The 20553-nt window shown below is 71.6% G+C and carries 14 protein-coding genes, 1 pseudogene and 1 riboswitch; of the genes and pseudogenes, 2 read left to right on the top strand and 13 right to left on the bottom strand.

Features of this window, described 5'->3' with window-relative positions; all coding sequences use genetic code 11:
- Nucleotides 1-10 precede the first annotated feature (10 nt).
- The 10 genes and pseudogenes from eno to ACZ4V1_RS20120 all read right to left on the bottom strand — a co-directional run bounded on the left by eno (nucleotide 11) and on the right by ACZ4V1_RS20120 (nucleotide 11295).
- On the bottom strand, nucleotides 11-1291 hold the full coding sequence (gene eno, locus ACZ4V1_RS20165; protein ID WP_468337713.1) for a phosphopyruvate hydratase: 1281 nt from the start codon (nucleotides 1289-1291) through the stop codon (nucleotides 11-13).
- Nucleotides 1292-1558: 267 nt separating this feature from the next.
- On the bottom strand, nucleotides 1559-2284 hold the full coding sequence (locus tag ACZ4V1_RS20160) for a transglycosylase family protein (RefSeq protein ID WP_468337710.1): 726 nt from the start codon (nucleotides 2282-2284) through the stop codon (nucleotides 1559-1561).
- A gap of 3 nt (nucleotides 2285-2287) precedes the next feature.
- A riboswitch (cyclic di-AMP (ydaO/yuaA leader) is annotated at nucleotides 2288-2454 on the bottom strand.
- Between the two features lie 182 nt (nucleotides 2455-2636).
- The gene (locus tag ACZ4V1_RS20155) at nucleotides 2637-3683 is read right to left on the bottom strand and encodes a transglycosylase family protein (RefSeq protein ID WP_468337707.1); all 1047 of its coding nucleotides are present in this window, start codon (nucleotides 3681-3683) and stop codon (nucleotides 2637-2639) included.
- A 143-nt stretch (nucleotides 3684-3826) separates the two neighbouring features.
- On the bottom strand, nucleotides 3827-5119 hold the full coding sequence (locus ACZ4V1_RS20150) for a cytochrome P450 family protein (protein ID WP_468337933.1): 1293 nt from the start codon (nucleotides 5117-5119) through the stop codon (nucleotides 3827-3829).
- Between the two features lie 172 nt (nucleotides 5120-5291).
- Nucleotides 5292-6287 carry a nucleoside triphosphate pyrophosphohydrolase gene (locus tag ACZ4V1_RS20145; protein ID WP_468337704.1) on the bottom strand — a complete coding sequence of 332 codons (996 nt, stop codon included), beginning with the start codon at nucleotides 6285-6287 and terminating at the stop codon, nucleotides 5292-5294.
- A gap of 116 nt (nucleotides 6288-6403) precedes the next feature.
- Nucleotides 6404-7048: a SurA N-terminal domain-containing protein gene (locus tag ACZ4V1_RS20140; RefSeq protein WP_468337701.1), complete on the bottom strand. Its 645-nt coding sequence runs from the start codon at nucleotides 7046-7048 to the stop codon at nucleotides 6404-6406.
- Between the two features lie 161 nt (nucleotides 7049-7209).
- On the bottom strand, nucleotides 7210-8700 hold the full coding sequence (gene pkaE / locus ACZ4V1_RS20135) for a serine/threonine protein kinase PkaE (RefSeq protein WP_468337930.1): 1491 nt from the start codon (nucleotides 8698-8700) through the stop codon (nucleotides 7210-7212).
- Between the two features lie 38 nt (nucleotides 8701-8738).
- Nucleotides 8739-9467, bottom strand: coding sequence for a hypothetical protein (locus ACZ4V1_RS20130; RefSeq protein WP_468337698.1), 729 nt, complete (start codon nucleotides 9465-9467; stop codon nucleotides 8739-8741).
- Between the two features lie 176 nt (nucleotides 9468-9643).
- Nucleotides 9644-10498, bottom strand: a pseudogene (locus ACZ4V1_RS20125) (restriction endonuclease subunit S domain-containing protein); the annotation flags it as partial.
- Between the two features lie 17 nt (nucleotides 10499-10515).
- Nucleotides 10516-11295 (bottom strand): HNH endonuclease family protein, encoded by a 780-nt coding sequence (locus tag ACZ4V1_RS20120; protein ID WP_468337695.1) that lies wholly within the window; start codon nucleotides 11293-11295, stop codon nucleotides 10516-10518.
- A gap of 135 nt (nucleotides 11296-11430) precedes the next feature.
- On the opposite strand from ACZ4V1_RS20120, the gene ACZ4V1_RS20115 reads away from it, so the two are divergent.
- Entirely contained in the window at nucleotides 11431-11631 is a 201-nt protein-coding gene (locus ACZ4V1_RS20115) for an antitoxin (protein WP_468337692.1), read from the top strand.
- A gap of 169 nt (nucleotides 11632-11800) precedes the next feature.
- Here the strand turns inward: ACZ4V1_RS20115 and mfd are convergent, their stop codons facing one another.
- The 3 genes from mfd to ACZ4V1_RS20100 form a co-directional block, all read right to left on the bottom strand.
- Nucleotides 11801-15334, bottom strand: coding sequence for a transcription-repair coupling factor (gene mfd / locus ACZ4V1_RS20110; RefSeq protein ID WP_468337689.1), 3534 nt, complete (start codon nucleotides 15332-15334; stop codon nucleotides 11801-11803).
- A gap of 548 nt (nucleotides 15335-15882) precedes the next feature.
- Nucleotides 15883-18447, bottom strand: a complete 2565-nt coding sequence (locus tag ACZ4V1_RS20105; RefSeq protein ID WP_468337686.1) for an ABC transporter permease — start codon at nucleotides 18445-18447, stop codon at nucleotides 15883-15885.
- Complete coding sequence (locus tag ACZ4V1_RS20100; RefSeq protein WP_468337683.1) at nucleotides 18444-19232, bottom strand: ABC transporter ATP-binding protein; 789 nt, start codon at nucleotides 19230-19232, stop codon at nucleotides 18444-18446. The genes ACZ4V1_RS20105 and ACZ4V1_RS20100 overlap by 4 nt, the downstream gene beginning before the upstream one ends.
- A 667-nt stretch (nucleotides 19233-19899) precedes the next feature.
- Between ACZ4V1_RS20100 and ACZ4V1_RS20095 the strand changes: the two genes are divergently transcribed.
- A complete protein-coding gene (locus ACZ4V1_RS20095) occupies nucleotides 19900-20502 on the top strand; it encodes a DUF485 domain-containing protein (RefSeq protein ID WP_468337680.1) in 603 nt (200 codons plus the stop codon).
- The last annotated feature ends 51 nt before the right edge of the window (nucleotides 20503-20553 follow it).

The raw sequence follows: 20553 nt of genomic DNA, 5'->3' as shown, positions 1-20553 counted from the left end.
GGGGGTGCGGTCAGCCCTTGAAGCGCGGGAACGCGCTGCGGCCGGCGTACACCGCGGCGTCGTCGAGGATCTCCTCGATGCGCAGCAGCTGGTTGTACTTGGCGACGCGCTCGGAGCGGGCCGGGGCGCCGGTCTTGATCTGGCCGCAGTTGGTGGCGACGGCCAGGTCGGCGATGGTGACGTCCTCGGTCTCGCCGGAGCGGTGGGACATCATGCACTTGAAGCCGTTGCGCTGGGCCAGCTCCACGGCGTCCAGGGTCTCGGTCAGCGAACCGATCTGGTTGACCTTGACCAGCAGGGCGTTGGCGGCGTTCTCCTCGATGCCGCGGGCCAGGCGCTCCGGGTTGGTGACGAACAGGTCGTCGCCGACGATCTGGACCTTGTCGCCGAGCTTGTCGGTGAGAACCTTCCAGCCCTCCCAGTCGTCCTCGAACAGCGGGTCCTCGATGGAGACCAGCGGGTACGCCTCGACCAGCTCGGCGTAGTACTCGGTCATCTCGGCGGCGGTGCGCTCCTTGCCCTCGAAGGTGTAGGAGCCGTCCTTGTAGAACTCGGACGCGGCGACGTCGAGCGCGAGGGCGATCTGCTCGCCGGGGGTGTAACCGGCCTCCTTGACCGCCTCGAGGATGAGGTCGAGGGCCTCGCGGTTCGAGCCGAGGTTCGGGGCGAAGCCGCCCTCGTCGCCGAGGCCGGTGGCCAGGCCCTTCTTCTTCAGGACCTTCTTCAGGGTGTGGTACACCTCGGCGCCCCAGCGCAGGGCCTCGGAGAAGGACTCCGCGCCGATCGGGGCGATCATGAACTCCTGGATGTCGACGTTCGAGTCGGCGTGCGACCCGCCGTTCAGGATGTTCATCATCGGCACCGGCAGCAGGTGCGCGTTCGGGCCGCCCAGGTAGCGGAAGAGCGGCAGGTCGCTGGCCTCGGAGGCGGCGTGGGCGACGGCGAGCGAGACGCCGAGGATGGCGTTGGCGCCCAGCGAGCCCTTGTTGTCGGTGGCGTCCAGGTCGAACATCGCCTGGTCGATCAGGCGCTGCTCGGTGGCGTCGTAGCCGACCAGCTCCGGGCCGATCTGCTCGATGACGGCGAGGACGGCCTTCTCCACGCCCTTGCCCAGGTAACGGCCCGCATCACCGTCACGCAGTTCGATGGCCTCGAAGGCGCCGGTGGAGGCGCCGGACGGGACGGCGGCACGACCCGTGCTGCCGTCGTCGAGGCCGACCTCGACCTCGACCGTGGGGTTGCCTCGGGAGTCCAGGATTTCCCGGGCTACGACGACGTCGATGGACGGCACGAGCATCTCCTTCTTCAATGTGACGCTTCGGTGTGACGCGCGGGTCCACAGGACCGCAGCGGCTCTGCGGGACCGAGCCTAACCGGCTCCGGGCGATCGGCCAGCCGATCGCCCACCCGCTGGACAGAACCGAGAGTAAATTGTTTCCGAACGGAACAAAGACGTTCCCGGAAACCGGGGCGGGACCGGGCGGGGCCGGGGCGTGAAAATCCCGCCCCGGTGCGTACGGGGGAACACGCACCGGGACGGGAGCAAGGGGGCCGCTGCCTACTTCAGGTGCAGCTGCTGGCCCGGGTAGATGAGGTCGGCGTCGTCGACGATGTCGTCGTTCAGCTTGAACACCTTCGCCCAGCCGCCCTTGACGTCGTGCTCCTCGGCGATCGAGCTGAGGGTGTCGCCCTTGACGACCTTGTACTCGCCGTCGCCCTTCTCGACCTTCTTGCCGGTCGGGGTGGTGACGGTCTTCTTCTCGGCCGGCTTCTCGGCCTTCGGCTCGGCGGCCGGACGCTCGTCGGAGCGGGAGGCCTTCTGCTCGGTGGAGCGGTCGGCGGTGGAGCCGCCGCTCTCGCTCTGCGCGGAGCCGCTGTCCTGGCTCCCGGTGGAGCCGCCGCCGGTGTACGCGGCGTTCGACAGGCCGGTGCCGCAGACCGGCCAGGCACCCTTGCCCTGGCCCGCGAGCACCTTCTCGGCGATCTCGATCTGCTGCGCCTTGCTGGCCTGGTCGGCGGTGGCGGCGTACTGCGTACCGCCGTAGCCGGCCCAGGTGGAGGCGGAGAACTGCAGGCCGCCGTAGTAACCGTTGCCGGTGTTGATGGACCAGTTGCCGCCGGACTCGCACTGGGCGACGGCGTCCCACTCGGACGCGGTGGCGGCGGAGGCGTTGCCGGCCGCCATCAGCGGGGCGGCGACGGCGGCACCGGTGACACCGGCGACGGCGATGACACGGGTGGCCTTGGACGGACGGCGGTGCTTGCCCTTGCCGGAAAACAGCATGGTTGATCCCCTCACCGACGCCTGCGAGGTGAGCTGTCGGGTTCGGGCCGGTTGAGTTGCCCGGCCGGGTTCCTCGCGGAACTCGGCTCCACCCCTAGCCGCTCCGGCTCAACTGCCCGGTGCGGCACTTACCTTGGGTCCCCCGCTCCTGCCTTCGGCGCTTGCGCGACGACTGTTCCCGGACGGCCGCTGGCAGGATTCGGCGTTGCGGCAGCCGGGGCCCGCGATGGCGAGCGCTCATGACCGTAGCCACGCTCTCCGCGGATTTTCAAAGACGATCACGGCTTCTGAGACCTATCTCTCACGTGATCCAAAACGGACATACAGTCTCTAACCATGACGTGAACTGGCCCTACTTTTCGCCCGATTCGCCCGTGACCGTGAGCGTCTGACCGGGCAGGATGTGGTCCGGGTCGGTGCCGACGACTTCCTCGTTGCCGGCGTAGAGCGAGCGCCACCCGCCGTCGAGCTCCAGGGAGTCGGCGATGCCCCAGAGACTGTCGCCGGACCGGACCGTGTACGAGCCGTCCACGACCTCTCGCGACTCACCCTCGCCGCGCGAGGCGTGCCGCCCCGACGAGTCGGCCGCACGGCCGTCCGGCACGCCTTCGGCGGCGCTGCCGCCGCGGTGCTTGCCCGCGCCGGACTCCTCGGTGCCGGTGAGAGCCGAAGAGCCGTCATCGCGCCCCGACTTGTCCGATTCGCCACTCTCCGACTCCGGCGAAGCCGTGGATGAGGCGTCGGCACCCTGCTGCGAGCCGGCGCTCCCCGTCGGATCGGATTCAGGGGATGTGTCGGACTTGGTCGAATCCTCCCCGCCCGACGTGGAGTCGGAAGAGGGTGACGAGGACGCCGAGGGGGACGCGGGAGAGGAGGATGCACCGGACGTGGGATCCGACGACTCGCCCGAACCGGACGAGTCGGACAGGCCGGAGGAGCCGGACGCGTCGGGGGCGTCCGAAGTCTCCGGGGTCTGCGACCCCTTCGACGAGCCGTCACCCGCGCCGCCGACGGCGGAGGCCGAGTCGTTGCCCAGGCCCGCGAGCAGACCGCAGGTCGGCCAGGCGGCGATGCCCTGGTCCGCGTGTATCTTCTCGGCGACTCTTATCTGCTGGGAGCGACTGGCCTGATCGGGGCTCGGCGCGTACTCCGTACCGCCGTACCGCTCCCAGGCGTCCTGGGACAGCTGCAGGCCGCCGTAGTAGCCGTTGCCGCTGTTCTGGCTCCAGGCGCCGCCGGTCTCGCACTCGGCGACCCGGTCCCAGTTCGCCCCGTCGGCCGCGTGGACTCCGGTGGCTCCGAGAAGCGGGATCGCGATGGCGGAGCCGGTCACTCCGGCGGCGACGACCAGGGCGGGAGCCTGGCGGGGGCGGCGGTGACGACCGTTCCCGGAGAGCATGCGACGACCTTTCACGAGACTGCGGGGACCGCGCGGCGGATGATGCTCTGCGCCACGCTGATTCGTGAACGTATAGGCAGATGATCGCTTGTCACAAGTTCATGCCGCGTAGATCACGTGAAGATCACAGAGTTGAGCGCGTGTCACTTTTGCGTCGGCGCCGGACCGTTGCCCGCCGTTGACGGGACGGGTGTGAACGACACGGGCAAGGTGCGCAGACCGCGCATGATGAGCCCGCCGCGCCAGCGCAGTTCGGCCGGGTCCGCGGCGAGGCGCAGATCCGGGAGGCGCGTGAGGAGCGTGGCGAGCGCGGTCTGTCCCTCCAGCCGGGCGAGCGGGGCGCCGAGGCAGTAGTGGATGCCGTGGCCGTACCCGAGGTGCTGGCTGTCCCGGCGGGAGAGGTCCAGGGTGTCCGGGTCCGTGAAGCGCTCCGGGTCCCGGTCGGCGGCGGCGAGGACGACGAGGACGGGGTCGCCGGCCGCGATGTCCTGCCCGCCGATGGTGAGCGGGCGGGTGGCGAAACGCCAGGTGGCCAGTTCCACCGGGCCGTCGTAGCGCAGCAGTTCCTCGACGCCGGTCTCCAGCAGGGCGCGGTCTTTGGCGGCGAGCGACGTCTGCAGGCGGGCCCGCTGCCCGGGGTGGGTGAGCAGGGCGTACGTGCCGTTGCCGATGAGGTTGACCGTGGTCTCGAAGCCCGCGAAGAGCAGGATGAAGGCCATCGCCGCGGCCTCGTTCTCGGTGAGGTGCTCGCCGTGGTCGGAGGCGCGGATGAGCCCCGAGATGAGGTCCTCGCCGGGGCCGGGCTCGGGGGGCAGCGCGGCGCGCTTGCGGTGGATGAGGTCGGCGAGGTAGCCCCGCATCTTCTTCACCGACCGCGCGACCCCGCCCCGCGGTCCGCCGCCGTGACGGATCATCATGCCCGCCCAGTCCCGGAAGTCGTCCTGGTCCTCCCGGGGCACGCCGAGCAGGTCGCAGATGGCGTAGATGGGCAAGGGGAAGGCGAACTCGTGGATCAGGTCGGCGCTGCCGGTGCCGGCGAAGCGGCCGATGAGGTCGTCGGCGAGCTCCTGCACCCGGGGGGCGAACTCGGCGACCCGGCGGGGTGTGAACGCCTTGCTGACCAGTCGGCGCAGCCTCGTGTGGTCCGGCGGGTCGATGTTCAGCAGATGGGTCATGAGCTCGGCCTTCCGCTCCCCCGGGATACCGGTCTTGCCCTTGGCGTGCGCGGGCTCGTCGTGGTGCGCCGGGTTCTTCGACAGCCGCGGGTCGGCGAGGGCGTGCTTGGCGTCGGCGTACCGGGTGACCAGCCAGGCCTCCACACCGCTGGGCAGCCGCGTGCGGTGCACCGGAGCGTGCTCGCGCAGCCATGCGTAGGCGGGATACGGGTCGCTCGCGAACTCCCAGGTGAAGAGCTCGGGGGCGGGGCGGCCGGGCATGGGGTGGTCGGGCGTGGGGCGGCCGGGCGTGGGGCGGCCGGGCGTGGAGTGGTCGGGCGTGGGGCGGTCGGGCGTGGAGTGGTCGGTCACCCCTTGACCGTATCCGGGGAGGCGGAGGGGCCCGGGGTGCCGGTGTCCCTCCCTCCGCGGGCTCTGGGCGGCACCGGCGGCCTCAGCGCCCGGCGCCCTCGGCCTCCCGGATCGCGTCACGGTACGCCCGGGCCGCCGCTCTCAGTGCCGCCTCCGGGTCCGTGCCCTCGGCCTCGGCGCGTGCCGCCAGGGCCAGCAGTTCGTAGCCGATGCCCTCGCCGGAGGGCATCGGGACCGGGAGGCCCGCCGTGCGCACCCGGGAGGCGAGCTTGGCGGCGAGGGCGAGGCCCGGCTGGCCGAGGGGGACTCCTTCGGTGACCGAGGTGCGCTGCTTCTCCGCCGCCTTGGTGCGCAGCCAGTGCTCCCTGACCTCCTCCGGGGTGGACGCCGTCTCGTCACCGAAGACGTGCGGGTGGCGGTGGATCAGCTTGTCGACGATGGTCCCGGCCACGTCGTCGACGGAGAACGGCGTGTCGGGGTCCTCCTCCGCGATGCGGGCGTGGAAGACGACCTGGAGGAGCACGTCGCCCAGTTCCTCCCGGAGCTCGTCGCGGTCGCCGTCCTCGATGGCCTCGACGAGTTCGTACGCCTCCTCGATGGCGTACTTGGCCAGGCCCTCGTGGGTGCGCCGCGACGACCAGGGGCACTCGGCGCGGATCCGGTCCATGACCTGGACGAGGTCGAGCAGGCGGGCGCCCGGGAGGTCGTAGGAGGCGGGGAGCAGCTCAAGGTCCGGCATCTGGACGCGGCCGGATCCGGCGAGGCGGGCCAGTCCGTCGGTGAGGGCGGGGTCGCCCTCACCGCTCGCCACGACCACCACCGTGTGACCGCCGGCGCAGGCGGCGACCAGCTCCTCGGCGGTCGGGGCCGCCTCGTCGACCCGTATGCCCGCCTCGCGCAGGTACGGCAGCTGCGGGTGCGCGCCGTCGGCGCACAGCACGCGGTCGGCGGTGCGCAGGGCCTGCCAGGCGGGCCAGGACAGCAGGCCGGGGGCGACGCGATGGCTGGTGGTGAGCAGGACGACGCGGCCGGGGTCGGGGGCGGTGCCGGGGGTGGTGTCGGCGGTGGTTGCGTTCACGATCAGAACGTAACGCACGCGGCGGACGGCCCCGTGAGTTGTCCACAGGGCCCGTTGTCCACAGGGCCGTCGTCCACAGCGCCCATACCGTCCGGTGGGGCGGTCCCGCAGGACCGTTACGCCGTCTGTTGCGTCTCCGCCGCCGTGATCTCCCGCACCCACGGCACCTTGGTGTCGACGCGGCTGCTCTTCTGTACGTCCCACGCGCCGTAGCGCGGGTTGAGGTCGACGTCGAGCTTCTCGGAGGCCTTGGACAGGGCCTGCCAGAACTCGGGCCGACTGGTGTCGGTGCCGAGGTTCTCGGCGAGCTTCTGGGCCTCCAGCTGGAGCCGGAGGTTGTCGTCGAGGCGGTCGGGCGCGACGCCGTACTGCTGCAGCCAGACGGTCTCCAGCTCCTTCGCGCCGCCTGCCTGCTCCTCGAGGCCGCCGCGCATCTCCTGCACCTCCCGGCGGGTGACGGTCACGTCCGCGTCCTGGGCGGCGCGGTGCAGGACCCGGTCGAGGACCATGCCGTGCAGGGTGTCGCGGGTGAGGGTGCCGGTGCGGGCGACGACCTGCTGGTACTGGGCGTCGTCCGGGACGGCGGCCCGCTGTGCCTCGCGTACCTCGTCGACGCGGTTCTCCAGCTGGGCGATGGTGATCCGCTGGTCGCCCACGACGGCCGCCGCCCCCGGATGCGCGTCGTTGCCGCAGGCGGTGAGCAGGGGCGCCGCGGCGATCGCGGCGGTGAGGAGGAGCGCGGTGCGACGGCGGCGGTGCAAGGAAACCTCCCGTTGGAGATTGTGCGACGGTGCACAAAGTCTTGCGATGATCGATGGTAGGCAGTGGCCCGGCTCTGGCCAACCCATTCGACCAACGATTCACCAGGACTTCGGGCACCGCCGCGCCGTCCGCGCCGCCCCGCGGGCCGGGGTCGCGGCCGTCAGCCGCGTACCTGGCCGAGCCACTGGAGGGTGCGCCGGATCTCGGCCGCGAGCGGGTGGCCGGGGCCGTGCAGGCGCTCCACGTCGTGCAGCAGCCGGGCCAGCGTCTCGTGGGCGGCGGCGCGGTCGCCGAGGGCGAGGAGCAGGTGGCCGATGCGGCGGCGGACGTCGTGGGCGAGGTCGGGGTCGCCGGCGGCGTACTGGTTCTCGTAGTACGGCAGCAGCGCGCGGTACTCGGCGAGGGCGGCCGCCGGTTCGCCGAGCTGCTCCAGGCACTGGGCGGCGTCGTAGCGGTGGCGCAGGGACTGCGGGTCGGCCTGGCCGGCCTCCGCGGCTCGTTCGTCGGCGAGGCGGCGCAGCTCGGGCAGGGCGCGCCGGTACTGGCCGTCGTCCATGAGGGTGGCCGCGTACTGCTTGCGCAGGGTGCGGACGACCGGGGAGCGTTCGCCGTGCTGCTCGGCGGCGGCGGGCAGGATCGCGCCGAGGATGTCGACGGCCTGGGTGATACGGCCCTCGCCGAGGAGGCGCTTGACGTCGTCGACGGCGCGGGCGACGTCCGGCTTCTCCGCCTCGGCGACCGGCGGCACGGGTGCCGGCCGGGACGCGGGGGTGCGGGCGCGGTCGGGCCAGGGGGCGTGCGGGCGGACGAAGGGGCGGGTGGGGTCGAGGGGGCCGCCGGTGGGCATGCCGCGCGCGGGCAGCAGCAGCGCCAGGTGCTCGTAGACCTCCTGGGCGGAGGCGGGCCGGTGCTGCGGGTCCTTGGCGAGCAGGCGCAGGACCAGGGCTTCGAGCGCCTCGGGGACCTCGGGGCGGATGCGGCGTACGGGCAGCGGCGGTTCGTACAGGTGCCGGTGGAGCACGCCGAGGGCGGTGGAGCCGGCGAACGGGACGTCTCCGCTGAGCAGCTCGTGCAGGAGTACGCCGAGTGCGTACAGGTCGGTGTACGGGCCGACCGCGCCGCCCATGGCCTGCTCGGGCGCCATGTAGGCGGGCGAACCGATGGGAGTGCCGGTGTGGGTGAGGCGGGTGGTGTCGGCGTCCATGACGGAGGCGACGCCGAGGTCGAGGACGGTGACGGTGCCGTCCTGCTTCACCATCACGTTGCGCGGCTTGAGGTCGCGGTGGACGATCGGCACGGCGTGCACGGCGCTCAGTACGGCGCACAGTTGCGCGGCGACCGCGACCGCCCACTGCCAGGGGTACGGGTCGTGCTCGGCGAGGTGGTCGGAGAGGTCGGCGCCGTCGACGTACTGCATGACGAGGAACAGCTCCTCGCCCTCGCTGCCCGCGTCGTGCACGGTGACGAGCCCGGGGTGGTCGACCTGTGCGGTCACCCGGCACTCCCGCACGAACCGGCGGCGCAGTTCGTCGGCCTCCTGGCCGGCCACCTTGTCGGGGCGCAGCAGCTTCACCGCCACGCGCCGGTCGAGCCGCCGGTCGTACGCCGTCCAGACCTGGCCCATGCCGCCCTGGCCGATGAGCGTGGACAGCTCGTACCGGTCGGCGACGACACGCCCTGCCGCCACGGTCACCGTCCGCCCTGGTTTTCGCCGTTGCTCTCGTGCTTGCGCAGGTAGTCACTGAGCTCGTCGAGCTCGGCGCGGACCTGGTCGATGCGGGCGGGGGCGGGGGCGGGGTGCCGGGGCGGCGGAGCGGGAGCGGGAGGCGGGGTGGGAGCGGGCGCCCGGGGCACGGATGTCCGGGTCACCGAGTCATGGGGCACCGGTGCTTGGGACATCGGTGCCGGGTGGGCCGGTGGCTGGGAGACCGGTGCCTGGGGCGCCTGGAAACCGGGGTGGGCTGGTCTCGGGGCCGGGGGGTACGGGGCCTGCGGTACGAGCGTGGGCGCGTACGGTCCCGCGGGCTGGGTCTGGCCGTAGTGCGCGGCGAGGGCCTGAGGCGGCGGCGGGTAGCCGGTGAACTGCCGCGGTGCGGCGTGCAGGCGTATGTCGACCACCAGGAAGTACGCGGCGGCCGCCGCTCCGATCAGCAGGAGAGCGGCCATGGCGACGTCCGTCCGGCGGTCGGTCTCCGGCAGCGAGCCGACCACGGCGAGGCAGCCGATGGACAGCGGCAGGCTCAGCCAGGCCACGGCCCAGTCGAGCCCGCGGCCGCGCAGTACGGCGATCCGGAACAGCGGGACGCAGGCGAGCAGGCCGCAGGTCAGGAATCCGGCGGCGGCGAACAGCACACGCAGGGTGATGACGGTGGCCGCGCCACGGGAGGGCGGCGGCCCGGCGGCGCTGTTGCCGTACATGACTGCTCCTGGACCGGTGATGCCTACATGCCGAACGGACGAACGGACGAACGGACGAACGGACGGGCGAACGAACGGACGAACGGGTCGTTCGGTGTGGAAGTCCGAGCGTATAGGCCGGGACCGACAGTGGTCCCCGGTTGTACCGAACCGTTGCCGTACCGATCACCAACAGGTCATCGACCGGGGGCCACCGTGCCGTCCGTGAGCCCGTCGTACATGCCCCGTACGAGCTGTTCGCCGAGGCGGCCCGTGAGCCTGAGCGCCCGTTCGAACTCGTCGAGGGCGCGAAAGCGGGCGCCGTAGCGGTGCTGGGCGTCGAGCGGGAGCCGGGGGAGCTGGAGGCGGCGGACGTCGAGCCGGGTGGCGGTGGAGGCGTAACTGCCGGCCTGGCGGTTGTTGGCGGTGCCGCGCAGGAACCCGGCGAGGAACCAGGGGTCGAGTGCGGCGGGTTCGGGGCGCAGGAGCACGAGGTTGCGCCCCAGGGCGGCACCGGCGGTGGCGTCGTCGATCACCCGCGCGACGGAGCCGCCGCCGAGGACCGGGACGACGACGTCGCCCGGCTCGGTCAGTACGGGTTCCTCGTCGCTCTCGGGGAGGCTGCCGGAGGGGCCGGTGCCGGCGAGTACGTCGTGGTCGGTGAGCAGCGGCACGCGCGCGTGGCCGCCGTTCGTGCCGGTGCGCAGCACCAGTGCGCCGCCGCGGACGAGTTCGCCGACGGTGGTGAGCGGCCAGCGGGGCGCGGGCTGTGCGGTGTCGGCGGCCGGTGGGGTGAGGTCGGCGGTCAGGCGCAGGGTCTCGCCGAGGCGCTCGCGCACCTGCGCGAGCCGGCCGGCGCCGTCGGTGGCCGTCGGGGGCGGCAGGTGGCGGGCGGGCGCCAGGTCGACGTCGTCGTCGAGGAGTTCGATGACGGGCAGGGAACGGGCCAGGCCCGGCCGGTCGTCGAGGCGGCCGGCCCGGTCGAAGTTCCCCCAGGCGTCGAGCACGGCGTCCCGCACGGCCCGCCAGTCCGGCCGGAAGCGGTTTTCCCCGCCGCCCCGAGCCCGCCTCAGCCGCCGCACTGCCGCAGCATCGCCTGCCGGTCCGGCGTGGTCACCGCCAGTTCGTACTTGTCGGCGACCTGGGCGAAGCGGACGGCGTACGCGCACCGGACCGGCTTGGCGGGCGGGAGCCAGGAGGCCGGTCCGGAGTCGCCCTTGGCGGAGTTGGCGCGGCCCTGGACGGGGAGCAGGTTGAGCGGATCGTTCGCCAGTTGTTCGCGTTTGCTCTCCGCCCACCGCGAGGAGCCCATCTGCCAGCTGTACGACAGCGGCACGACGTGGTCGATCTGGACCTCGCTCGCCTTCTGCTTGCGCCACTCGATGGCCGTGCCGGTGTACGGGTCGTCCAGCGTCATGGCGACGACCACACAGTCGGAGCCGGAGCGGAAGCGCAGGTCCTGACCGTCGCGCTTGAGCAAATCGTTCCGTGTGTCGCAGCCGTTCCGGGCGAGCGGTACGCCGTCGGCCGAGTCCATCCAGGCGTAGCCGAACTCGTCGCGGTCGTATCCCGTCTTGGGGCCGCGCCCTTTGGTCTTCAGCCCTTCGATGAGTTTGCGGGCCGTCGCCTCGTCGGTGTCGCCCGTGACCGGGGCGAGGCCGGGTCCGGTCCCGTCCGGGTTGCCCAGCGGACTGACGGCCGGTCCCGCGGCCTGCCCGTCGGCCGGTGCCTCGGCACCGCTGCCCGAGGACGAGGTCCCGTCGCCGTCGAGGCCCTCGCACCCGGTGACCAGGGCCAGCGCGAGGGCCGCGCCCGCGGCCCATCCGGTACGGATCCTGCTGCGCCTCATGGGTACCCCTCCCCTTGCCGTTCGCCGCTATCACCGTAGCGACGGAGAGGTCCAGACCATAGTGGGCTTTATTGGGCATGCGGGACATATATGTCGTACGGTCGACAGTGAGTCACGTCTCGGAAGGAGCTCTGCATGGGCATCCTCGACAAGATGAAGAGCATGGCCGGCAAGGACAAGGACAGGTCAAGGAAGATGTCCGACGCCGCCGAGCAGCAGGTCAATCAGAGGACCGGCGGCAAGCACGAGAAGCAGGTCGACGCCGCGCAGCAGCAGGCCGAGGGCAAGCTCGGCTTCGGGCGCGAGGGGGGCGGCAACCGGCCGGAGCAGCAGTAGCGCCTCCCGCCACCTCGACCACGACGAAGCCGTCCACGGGCCTGACACCCGTGGAGGGCTTCGTCGCGGAGGGCTTCGTCGCGGAGGGCTTCGTCGCGGACGGCTTCGTCACGGACGGCTTTCGTCGCGGACGGCTTTCGTCGCGGAGGGCTTCGTCGCGTCGCGGCGGCTACGACCCCAGGATCGAGGTCAGGAACTCCCCGACCCAGCCGAGCAGTTCACGGCCGACCAGCGGCTTTCCACCGACCTTCGCGGTCTTCGGGCGTGGTACGAGGAGCTGGTGGGCGCCCGCCTTGATGACGCTCCCGGGGTAGAGCCGCTTGAGCCGCAGCTCCTGGGACTCGCGCAACTCCACCGGCGCGAAGCGGATGTTGTTGCCCTGGAGCACGATCTCGCCGACGGCGCACGCCCGCGCGAGCATGCGCAGGCCCGCGACCAGCAGCAGGTTCTCCACCGGCTCCGGCAGCTTGCCGTAGCGGTCGACGAGCTCCTCGCGTACGGCCTTGACGTCCTCCTCGCTGTTGGCGGAGGCGATCGACCGGTACGCCTGGAGCCGCAGCCGCTCGCCGGGGGCGTAGTCGTGCGGGACGTGCGCGTCGACGGGCAGCTCGATCTTGACCTCGAGCGGCGGCTCCTCCTCGACACCGCCCTCCAGGGAGGCCCGGTAGTCGGCGACCGCCTCGCCGACCATCCGCACGTACAGGTCGAAGCCGACGCCCGCGATGTGACCGGACTGCTCGCCGCCGAGCAGGTTGCCGGCGCCGCGGATCTCCAGGTCCTTCATCGCCACGTACATGCCCGCGCCCATCTCGGTGTGCTGGGCGATGGTCGCCAGGCGCTCGTGCGCGGTCTCGGTCAGCGGCTTCTCCGGCGGGTAGAGGAAGTACGCGTAACCCCGCTCGCGGCCTCGGCCGACGCGGCCGCGCAGCTGGTGGAGCTGGCTGAGGCCGAAGTTGTCACCGCGCTCGACGATGAGGGTGTTGGCGTTGGAGATGTCGATGCCGGACTCGACGATGGTCGTGGAGACCAGCACGTCGAACTTCTTCTCCCAGAAGTCGACGACGACCTGTTCCAGCGCCTGCTCCGACATCTGGCCGTGGGCGGTGGCGATGCGCGCCTCGGGGACGATCTCGCGCAGCCGGGCCGCCGCGCGGTCGATGGACTCGACGCGGTTGTGGATGTAGAAGACCTGGCCCTCGCGCAGCAGCTCGCGACGGATCGCGGCACCGATCTGCTTCTGCTCGTAGGGGCCGACGAAGGTCAGCACCGGGTGGCGCTCCTCCGGCGGGGTGGTGATCGTGGACATCTCGCGGATGCCGGTGACGGCCATCTCCAGGGTGCGCGGGATGGGGGTGGCGGACATGGTGAGCACGTCGACGTTGGCGCGGAGCTTCTTCAGCTGCTCCTTGTGCTCCACGCCGAAGCGCTGCTCCTCGTCGACGATGACCAGGCCGAGGTCCTTGAACTTGGTCTCGGAGGAGAAGAGGCGGTGGGTGCCGATGACGATGTCCACCGAACCCTCGCGCAGGCCCTCCAGGGTCGCCTTCGCCTCGGTGTCGGTCTGGAAGCGGGACAGCGCCTTCACGTTCACGGGGAACTGGGCGTAGCGCTCGCCGAACGTCCCGAAGTGCTGCTGCACCAGCAGGGTCGTCGGGACCAGTACGGCCACCTGCTTGCCGTCCTGGACGGCCTTGAAGGCGGCACGGACCGCGATCTCGGTCTTGCCGTAGCCGACGTCGCCGCAGATCAGGCGGTCCATGGGGACCGTCTTCTCCATGTCCTCCTTGACCTCGGCGATGGTGGTGAGCTGGTCGGGGGTCTCCGCGTACGGGAAGGCGTCCTCCAGCTCGCGCTGCCAGGGGGTGTCCGCGCCGAACGCGTGTCCCGGCGCCGCCATCCGCGCGCTGTAGAGCTTGATCAGGTCGGCGGCGATCTCCTTGACCGCCTTCTTCGCGCGGGCCTTGGTCTTGGTCCAGTCGGCGCCGCCGAGGCGGTGCAGGGTGGGGGCCTCCCCGCCGACGTACTTGGTGATCTGCTCCAGCTGGTCGGTGGGGATGTAGAGCCGGTCGCCGGGCTGGCCGCGCTTTGCGGGGGCGTACTCCACCACCAGGTACTCGCGCGTGGCGCCCTGCACGGTGCGCTGGACCATCTCGATGTAGCGGCCCACGCCGTGCTGCTCGTGGACGATGTAGTCGCCCGCCTCCAGGGTGAGCGGGTCGATGGTCTTGCGCCGCCGGGCCGGCATCCGGGCGCCCTCGCGGCCGGCGGCCTTCTGGCCGGTCAGGTCGGTCTCGGTGAGCACGGCGAGCTTGAGCGCCTGGTCGACGAAGCCGTAGTCGATCGAGCCGCAGGAGACGTGTACGACGGAGGGGCTGAGGGTGCCGAGGTCGCTGTCGAGGCGGGCCGCGATGCCCTCGCCGCCGAGAACCTCGACGGTGCGGGCGGCCGGGCCGTGGCCCTCGGTGACGTAGACCGCGCGCCAGCCGTCGGCGAGCCAGCCCTTGGTGTCGGCCAGCGCCTTGGCGGTGTCGCCGCGGTAGGTCTCGGGGGCGTGCATGCCGAGCTTGAGGGTGTCGGCGTCCTCCAGCGCGTCGTCGGCCGCGAACGGCGACACGGACCACCACATCATGTCCAGCTCGCGGGCCCGTTCCCGGACGTCCGCGAGGGACCACAGGGAGGCCGCGTCGACGTCGATCGGCGCCTCGCCTCCGCCGGCGGTGGCCGCCCAGGACGCCTGGAGGAACTCCTGGCTCGTGGCCACGAGGTCGGCGGCCCGGGTGCGCACCCGCTCGGGGTCGCAGACCAGGGTCATGGCGCCCTTGGGCAGGACGTCCAGCAGCAGTTCCATGTCGTCGACGAGGACGGGGGCCAGGGACTCCATGCCCTCGACGGCGATCCCCTCGGCGATCTTGCCGAGCAGTTCGCCCAGCTCCGGGTGGTCCTCGGCGAGGACCCGGGCACGCTCCCGTACGTCGTCCGTGAGCAGCAGCTCGCGGCAGGGCGGGGCCCACAGGCCGTGGTCGGCGACCTCCAGGGACCGCTGGTCGGCGACCTTGAAGTAACGGATCTCCTCGACGTCGTCGCCCCAGAACTCGACGCGGAGGGGGTGCTCCTCGGTGGGCGGGAAGACGTCCAGGATGCCGCCGCGGACGGCGAACTCGCCACGCTTCTCGACCAGCTCCACGCGCGCGTACGCGGCGGCCGCCAGGGCTTGGACGATCTCTTCCAGGTCGACGCTCTGGCCGCTGCGCAGGGCGACCGGCTCCAGATCACCGAGACCCTTGACCTGCGGCTGGAGCACGGAGCGTACGGGCGCGACGACGACGGAGACCGGGCCGGTCTCGGGGTCGTCGGGGCGGGGGTGAGCCAGGCGGCGCAGGACGGCCAGGCGGCGGCCGACGGTGTCGCTGCGAGGGCTGAGCCGCTCGTGCGGGAGCGTCTCCCAGGAGGGGTACTCCACGACGCCCTCCTGGGGCAGCAGGGAGCGCAGGGCCGCGGCCAGGTCCTCCGCCTCGCGTCCCGTCGCGGTCACGGCCAGCACGGGGCGGGCCGTCTCCCGGGCCAGCGCGGCGACCGAGAAGGCGCGGGCCGCGGGCGGGCCGACCAGGTCGACGTGCATGCGGTTGCCGTCTGCGGCCGCCGAGATCGCTTCCGCGAGGGCGGTGTCCTTGACTACGGCGTCGAGCAGACCGTGCAGGCTCATGGAGGGGGCGCTTCCGTCCTGGGGGTGCGGGTGTGGGTGCGGGGTGGACAACACGAGTAACCCGGCGGTGTGAGGGCCGGGGGTGTCCAGCGTACGACGCTGCGCTTGCCGGCGCCGGGGCTGTGGACGAGGCCCGCCGCCAGGATGACCGGCGTGGCGGTGACCCCACCAGGGGATTCCAGGATTCAAACCCTGATGGGGCATCCCCGGCCCGTGCCCACTCGCCACTCGCCACCCGACTCGGTGGGCCGAAAGGCCACCCAGGACGGCAACCGGCTGGGACGGCCGGAAGCAGCCCCAGGACGGCAACCGGCTCGGACGGCCGGAGGCGGCGGGCGTCGGGGCCGCGTTGGCCGGTACTCCCGGTGGGCGGCACTCCGGTTGGCCTTGGCCGGTGCTCCCGGTAACCGGTGCTCCCGTCGGGCGGAAACGGGCCGGCGCCGGAAGCCCTCAGGCTTCCGGCGCCGGGTGTTCCCCCGCAACCCCCGTGTGCGGTGGCCGTCGGTCGCTACTCCGTCACTCCGTCACTCGGTCACTCCGTCCCTCGGTCACTCCGTCGCGATGGCGTTCAGGACGTTCATGCGGCCCGCCCGGAACGCCGGGACCAGCGCGGCGAACAGGCCCACGAAGGCCGAGCCGATGAAGACGCCGATGATCGTCGGCCAGGGGATGTCGAGGACGTTCAGGCCCTCCAGGGCGAGGAGCTTCTGTGCCGTCGCGCCCCAGCCCAGGCCCAGCCCCAGGCCCAGCAGGGCACCGAAGAGGGCGATGACGACGGACTCCATGCGGATCATCCGGCGCAGCTGGCGGCGGGAGAGGCCGATCGCCCGCATCAGGCCGATCTCCCGGGTCCGCTCGACCACCGACAGCGCCAGCGTGTTCACCACACCGAGGATCGCGACGATGATCGCCAGGGCGAGCAGGCCGTAGACCATGTTCAGCAGCTGGCCGATCTGGTCCTTCAGCTCCTGCTTGTAGTCGGTCTGGTCGGCCACCTGGTACTGCGGGTAGGCGTCCAGGGACTTCTTCAGTGCCGCGTAAGCCTGGTCCGACTGGCCGTCCTCGGCCTTGGCGAACATGATCGTGTTCGGCGGGACGCTGTCGGCCGGCAGGTACTTCCGCATCGTCTCGATGCTGATGTACCGGGCGCCCTGGTCGATGGCCACGTCGTCGTCGGTGATCGCGGCGACCTTGAGCTTCGCGGTCTCACCGCCCTTGAAGGTGACGGAGATCGTGTCGCCGACGTGCACGTCGTGCTTCTTCGCGTAGTCCGTGCCGACCGACATGGCGTCCGGCCCGTAGGCGGCGGAGAGATCGCCCTCCGTCGTCGCGCGGCGCACGTCCTGGGCGTACGTCGGGTCGGCGGCCGTGATGCCGTCGTCGTCGGTCTTGCCGTCGGGCGAGGTCAGCGTGGCGTCGAGCATCTTGTAGCGGGTGACGTGCTCCAGCCCGGGCGTGTCCTGCATCGCCTTCTCGGCCTGCGGCACGATCCGCTGGTTGCCCTGGACGATGAAGTCCGCGCCGACGGTCTTGTCCAGCTCGCTGGTGGCCGAGGCGACCATGGAGGAGCCGACCACGGAGAGGCAGGCGACGAGCGCGAGGCCGATCATCAGGGCGGCACCCGTGGCGCCGGTGCGGCGCGGGTTGCGCAGGGCGTTGCGCTCGGCCAGGCGGCCGACCGGGCCGAAGGCCCGCAGCAGCACCGCGCTGATCACCCGGACCACGAAGCCGGCCAGCAGCGGGCCGATGACGACGAAGCCGATGAGGGACAGCACGATGCCCGCACCGAGCATCAGCGAACCCTCGCTCGCCTTGTCGGCGGCGGCGGCCGTGAACAGTGCCGCGGCGCCGGCGCCGGTGAGGACGAGGCCGATCAGGCCGCGTATCCAGCCGGCCTTGCCGTCGGCCGGCGTACCGGCGTCGCGCAGGGCCGCCATCGGGGAGACCTTGCCGGCGCGGCGGGCCGGCAGGTAGGCGGCCAGGACCGTGACCACGATGCCGAGGACCAGGCCGACCACGGGTGTCGTCGTCTTGATGGTCAGGTCGTCGGTGGAGAGGTTCATGCCCGCCGCCGACATGAGCTTCATCAGGCCGATGGCGATTCCGACGCCGGCCGCGACACCGAGGATCGAGCCGACGATGCCGAGGAGGAGGGCCTCGACGAGCACCGAACGGTTGACCTGCCGCCGGGAGGAGCCGATGGCTCGCATCAGGCCGATCTCGCGGGTGCGCTGGGCGACCAGCATGGAGAACGTGTTGATGATCAGGAAGATGCCGACCAGGAACGCGATTCCGGCGAAGCCGAGCATGGCGTACTTGATGACGTTCATGAACTCGCCGACGTCCTTGCGGTTCTCGTCGGCGTTCTCCTTGGCCGTCTGGACCTTGTAGGTGCTGCCCAGGGCCTCGGCGACGTTCTGCTTGAGCTGCGCGTCGGAGACGCCGGACGCGGCGGTGACGTTGAGCTGGGTGAATTTACCGGTGGTGCCGAGCAGTTCGCGCTGGGCGGTGGGAGTGTCGAAGTAGAGGACGGCGGCGCCGGGGTTGGTCACCGTGAAGGAGGCGATGCCGACGATCCTGGCCTTGAAGTCGCCGGTCTGCGCGATGGTGCGCAGTTCGTCACCGAGCTTCAGGTCGTGTTTGTCGGCGGTGTCGGCGTCGACCATCACCTCGGTGGGCCCGCGCGGGGCGTTTCCGGTGGTGATCTCCATCGACCGGAGGTCGTTCTTCGTCCAGTTGCCCGCGATGGTCGGAGCGCCGTTGGTGGCGCCCACGTTGTCGTTGTCACGGTCGACGACGGTCACGTTCATCGAGGCGACCGCGCCCTCGGCCGACTTGACGCCCTCCGCCTTGCGGACCTGCTCCAGCACGGACGTCGGCAGGGCCTCGGGCACGCCGTTCTGCGGGGTGTCCTCGGCCTCGGCGTCCTTCGGCATGACCGTCACGTCCGACGACGTGACCGCGAAGAGCTTGTCGAAGGTGGTGTTCATCGTGTCGGTGAACACCAGGGTGCCGCACACGAACGCCACCGACAGCAGTACCGCCACCGCCGAGAGCGCCATCCGGCCCTTGTGCGCGAAGAAGTTGCGCATCGAGGTCTTCACGACGGTCATGACGTGCGCCCCCGGGCGTCGAAGTCCTTCATCCGGTCGAGGACCGCGTCCGCGGTCGGCTTGTACATCTCGTCCACGATCCGGCCGTCGGCGAGATACAGCACGCGGTCCGCGTAACTGGCGGCCACCGGGTCGTGGGTGACCATCACGATGGTCTGGCCCAGTTCGGTGACCGACCGGCGCAGGAAGCCCAGCACCTCGGCGCCGGCGCGCGAGTCGAGGTTTCCGGTCGGCTCGTCGCCGAAGATGATCTCGGGCCGTGCGGCGAGCGCCCGCGCCACCGCGACGCGCTGCTGCTGGCCGCCGGAGAGCTGGGTCGGCCGGTGCTTGAGCCGCCCGGCGAGTCCCACGGTCTCCACGACCCGGTCCAGCCAGGCGCGGTCGTACTTGCGCCCGGCGATGTCCATGGGCAGCGTGATGTTCTCGAGCGCGTTCAGCGTCGGGAGCAGGTTGAACGCCTGGAAGATGAAGCCGATCCGGTCCCGGCGCAGCTGGGTGAGCTTCTTGTCCTTCAGGCCGGTTATCTCGGTCTCGTCGAGGTAGATCTGCCCGCTGGAGACGGTGTCCAGGCCGGCCAGGCAGTGCATCAGCGTGGACTTGCCGGACCCCGACGGCCCCATGATCGCGGTGAACTGGCCGCGGGCGATGTCCACGTCCACGTGGTCGAGGGCGACCACCCTGGTCTCGCCGGATCCGTACGCCTTCACGACCTGCCGCGCTCGCGCGGCAACGGCCGTACGCCCTCCAGTGCCCCCGTGTGCGGGAATACTTACGGCCGATGTCATGTCAAGTCTCCTATGTCGGTCATCAGGTGAGCCGCCCGGTGCCGACGGCTCACGCCGACCGGTACCGATGTGATGTACGTGGTGCCGCGCCCCGCCGCGGTGTACGGGCCGCCGTGCGTGGGCCGTGCTGCTATGTCGAAGAGTCTGGCCGGAACCGGGGGTCGACCGCGCTGGTGTTCAGCGCACTCTTTTACTGGGGAAAACCCCACCCCCGCGGGTGCGGTTCGCCGCCCCCCCCAGGGGCGTAAAGCCAATTTAAGGACGTCACCGGGCCCGTCTCGTCCTCCGTCGGTACGAACCCTCCCCCGGCCGTAGTACGGAGGTACCCCTAGGGGCTGTCCGCCCTTCGGTGGAGCGGATCTAGGGGTTGCCCTCCACCTCAGGACGCACCGAGCATCCACCCTCCCGCGACGTCAGGGTCAAGCGGGGATCCGCCCCCGGGCAGATGGATGCAAGGGGAACACAAAGGGAGGCGCGGGCGGCCGCACCCCCGAAGCCTCTGGTTAACGCGGGTAACACCCGAGGTCAGGGGCCGGGCCGCATACCGACCGATCAGTTTGGCCAAAACGCAGCGCATGGCCGAACCGGCGAGTAACGTGCGTGGCTCGCCACCCCCACCTCCCTGCGGTCCGCCCTACCGGACCCGAGCCACGCAAGGAGCACCGGGATGTCCTACGACCCGTCCCCGTCGTACCCGCACCGGCCCCCACCACCGTCGTACCAGCCCCCGCCGTACCCGCACCGGCCGCCCCCACCACCGTCGTACCAGCCCCCGCCGTACCCGCACCGGCCGCCCCCGCCGCCGTCGTACCAGCCCCCGCCGTACCCGCGCCCGCCCCACGCGCCCACACCGCCCCCGTACGGCGCCTCTCCCCGGCAACCGGCGTACGACGCCCACCCGCGGCAACCGGCGGACCCACCCCGACCCCGCCCCGCCACCCACCGCGCACCGCGCCGGGACCCGCTCGGGCACCACAGCGACCTGCGGGTACTGCGCAGCGCCTACCGCCGGCAGCGACGCACCGCCACGCTCACCGCGCTGGGCTACTTCTCCCTGTTTCTGATCCTGTCCGCGTACGCACCAGGCTTCATGACGGGCACCCTCGCCGACGGACTGCCCACCGGACTGGCCCTCGCCCTGCTCCAACTCCCCGTCACCTGGCTGGCGATCGTCCTGTACGAGCACACCGCACGCCGCCACGTCGACCCGCTCGCCGACCGCATCCGCAAGGAGGCCGAACTCGACGCCCGGCGGGAGGCGGGACGGTGACCGCGTTCGCGATGACCGAGCCGGCGATGACCGGGCTCCAGACGACCCAGT

The organism is Streptomyces sp. NPDC028991, from assembly GCF_055564775.1.
The sequence above is the reverse complement of the archived record's forward strand: the minus strand, read 5'-3'. Positions and strand labels throughout refer to the sequence as shown.

Excerpts from the sequence above, each read along its gene's own strand:
- ACZ4V1_RS20105 (WP_468337686.1), bottom strand. The coding sequence starts at position 18,447 with ATGACCGTCGTGAAGACCTCGATGCGCAACTTCTTCGCGCACAAGGGC.
- ACZ4V1_RS20150 (WP_468337933.1), bottom strand. The coding sequence starts at position 5,119 with ATGCCCGGCCGCCCCGCCCCCGAGCTCTTCACCTGGGAGTTCGCGAGC.
- ACZ4V1_RS20120 (WP_468337695.1), bottom strand. The coding sequence starts at position 11,295 with ATGAGGCGCAGCAGGATCCGTACCGGATGGGCCGCGGGCGCGGCCCTC.
- ACZ4V1_RS20130 (WP_468337698.1), bottom strand. The coding sequence starts at position 9,467 with ATGTACGGCAACAGCGCCGCCGGGCCGCCGCCCTCCCGTGGCGCGGCC.
- ACZ4V1_RS20100 (WP_468337683.1), bottom strand. The coding sequence starts at position 19,232 with ATGACATCGGCCGTAAGTATTCCCGCACACGGGGGCACTGGAGGGCGT.
- ACZ4V1_RS20095 (WP_468337680.1), top strand. The coding sequence starts at position 19,900 with ATGTCCTACGACCCGTCCCCGTCGTACCCGCACCGGCCCCCACCACCG.
- mfd (WP_468337689.1), bottom strand. The coding sequence starts at position 15,334 with ATGAGCCTGCACGGTCTGCTCGACGCCGTAGTCAAGGACACCGCCCTC.
- ACZ4V1_RS20115 (WP_468337692.1), top strand. The coding sequence starts at position 11,431 with ATGGGCATCCTCGACAAGATGAAGAGCATGGCCGGCAAGGACAAGGAC.
- ACZ4V1_RS20155 (WP_468337707.1), bottom strand. The coding sequence starts at position 3,683 with ATGCTCTCCGGGAACGGTCGTCACCGCCGCCCCCGCCAGGCTCCCGCC.
- ACZ4V1_RS20160 (WP_468337710.1), bottom strand. The coding sequence starts at position 2,284 with ATGCTGTTTTCCGGCAAGGGCAAGCACCGCCGTCCGTCCAAGGCCACC.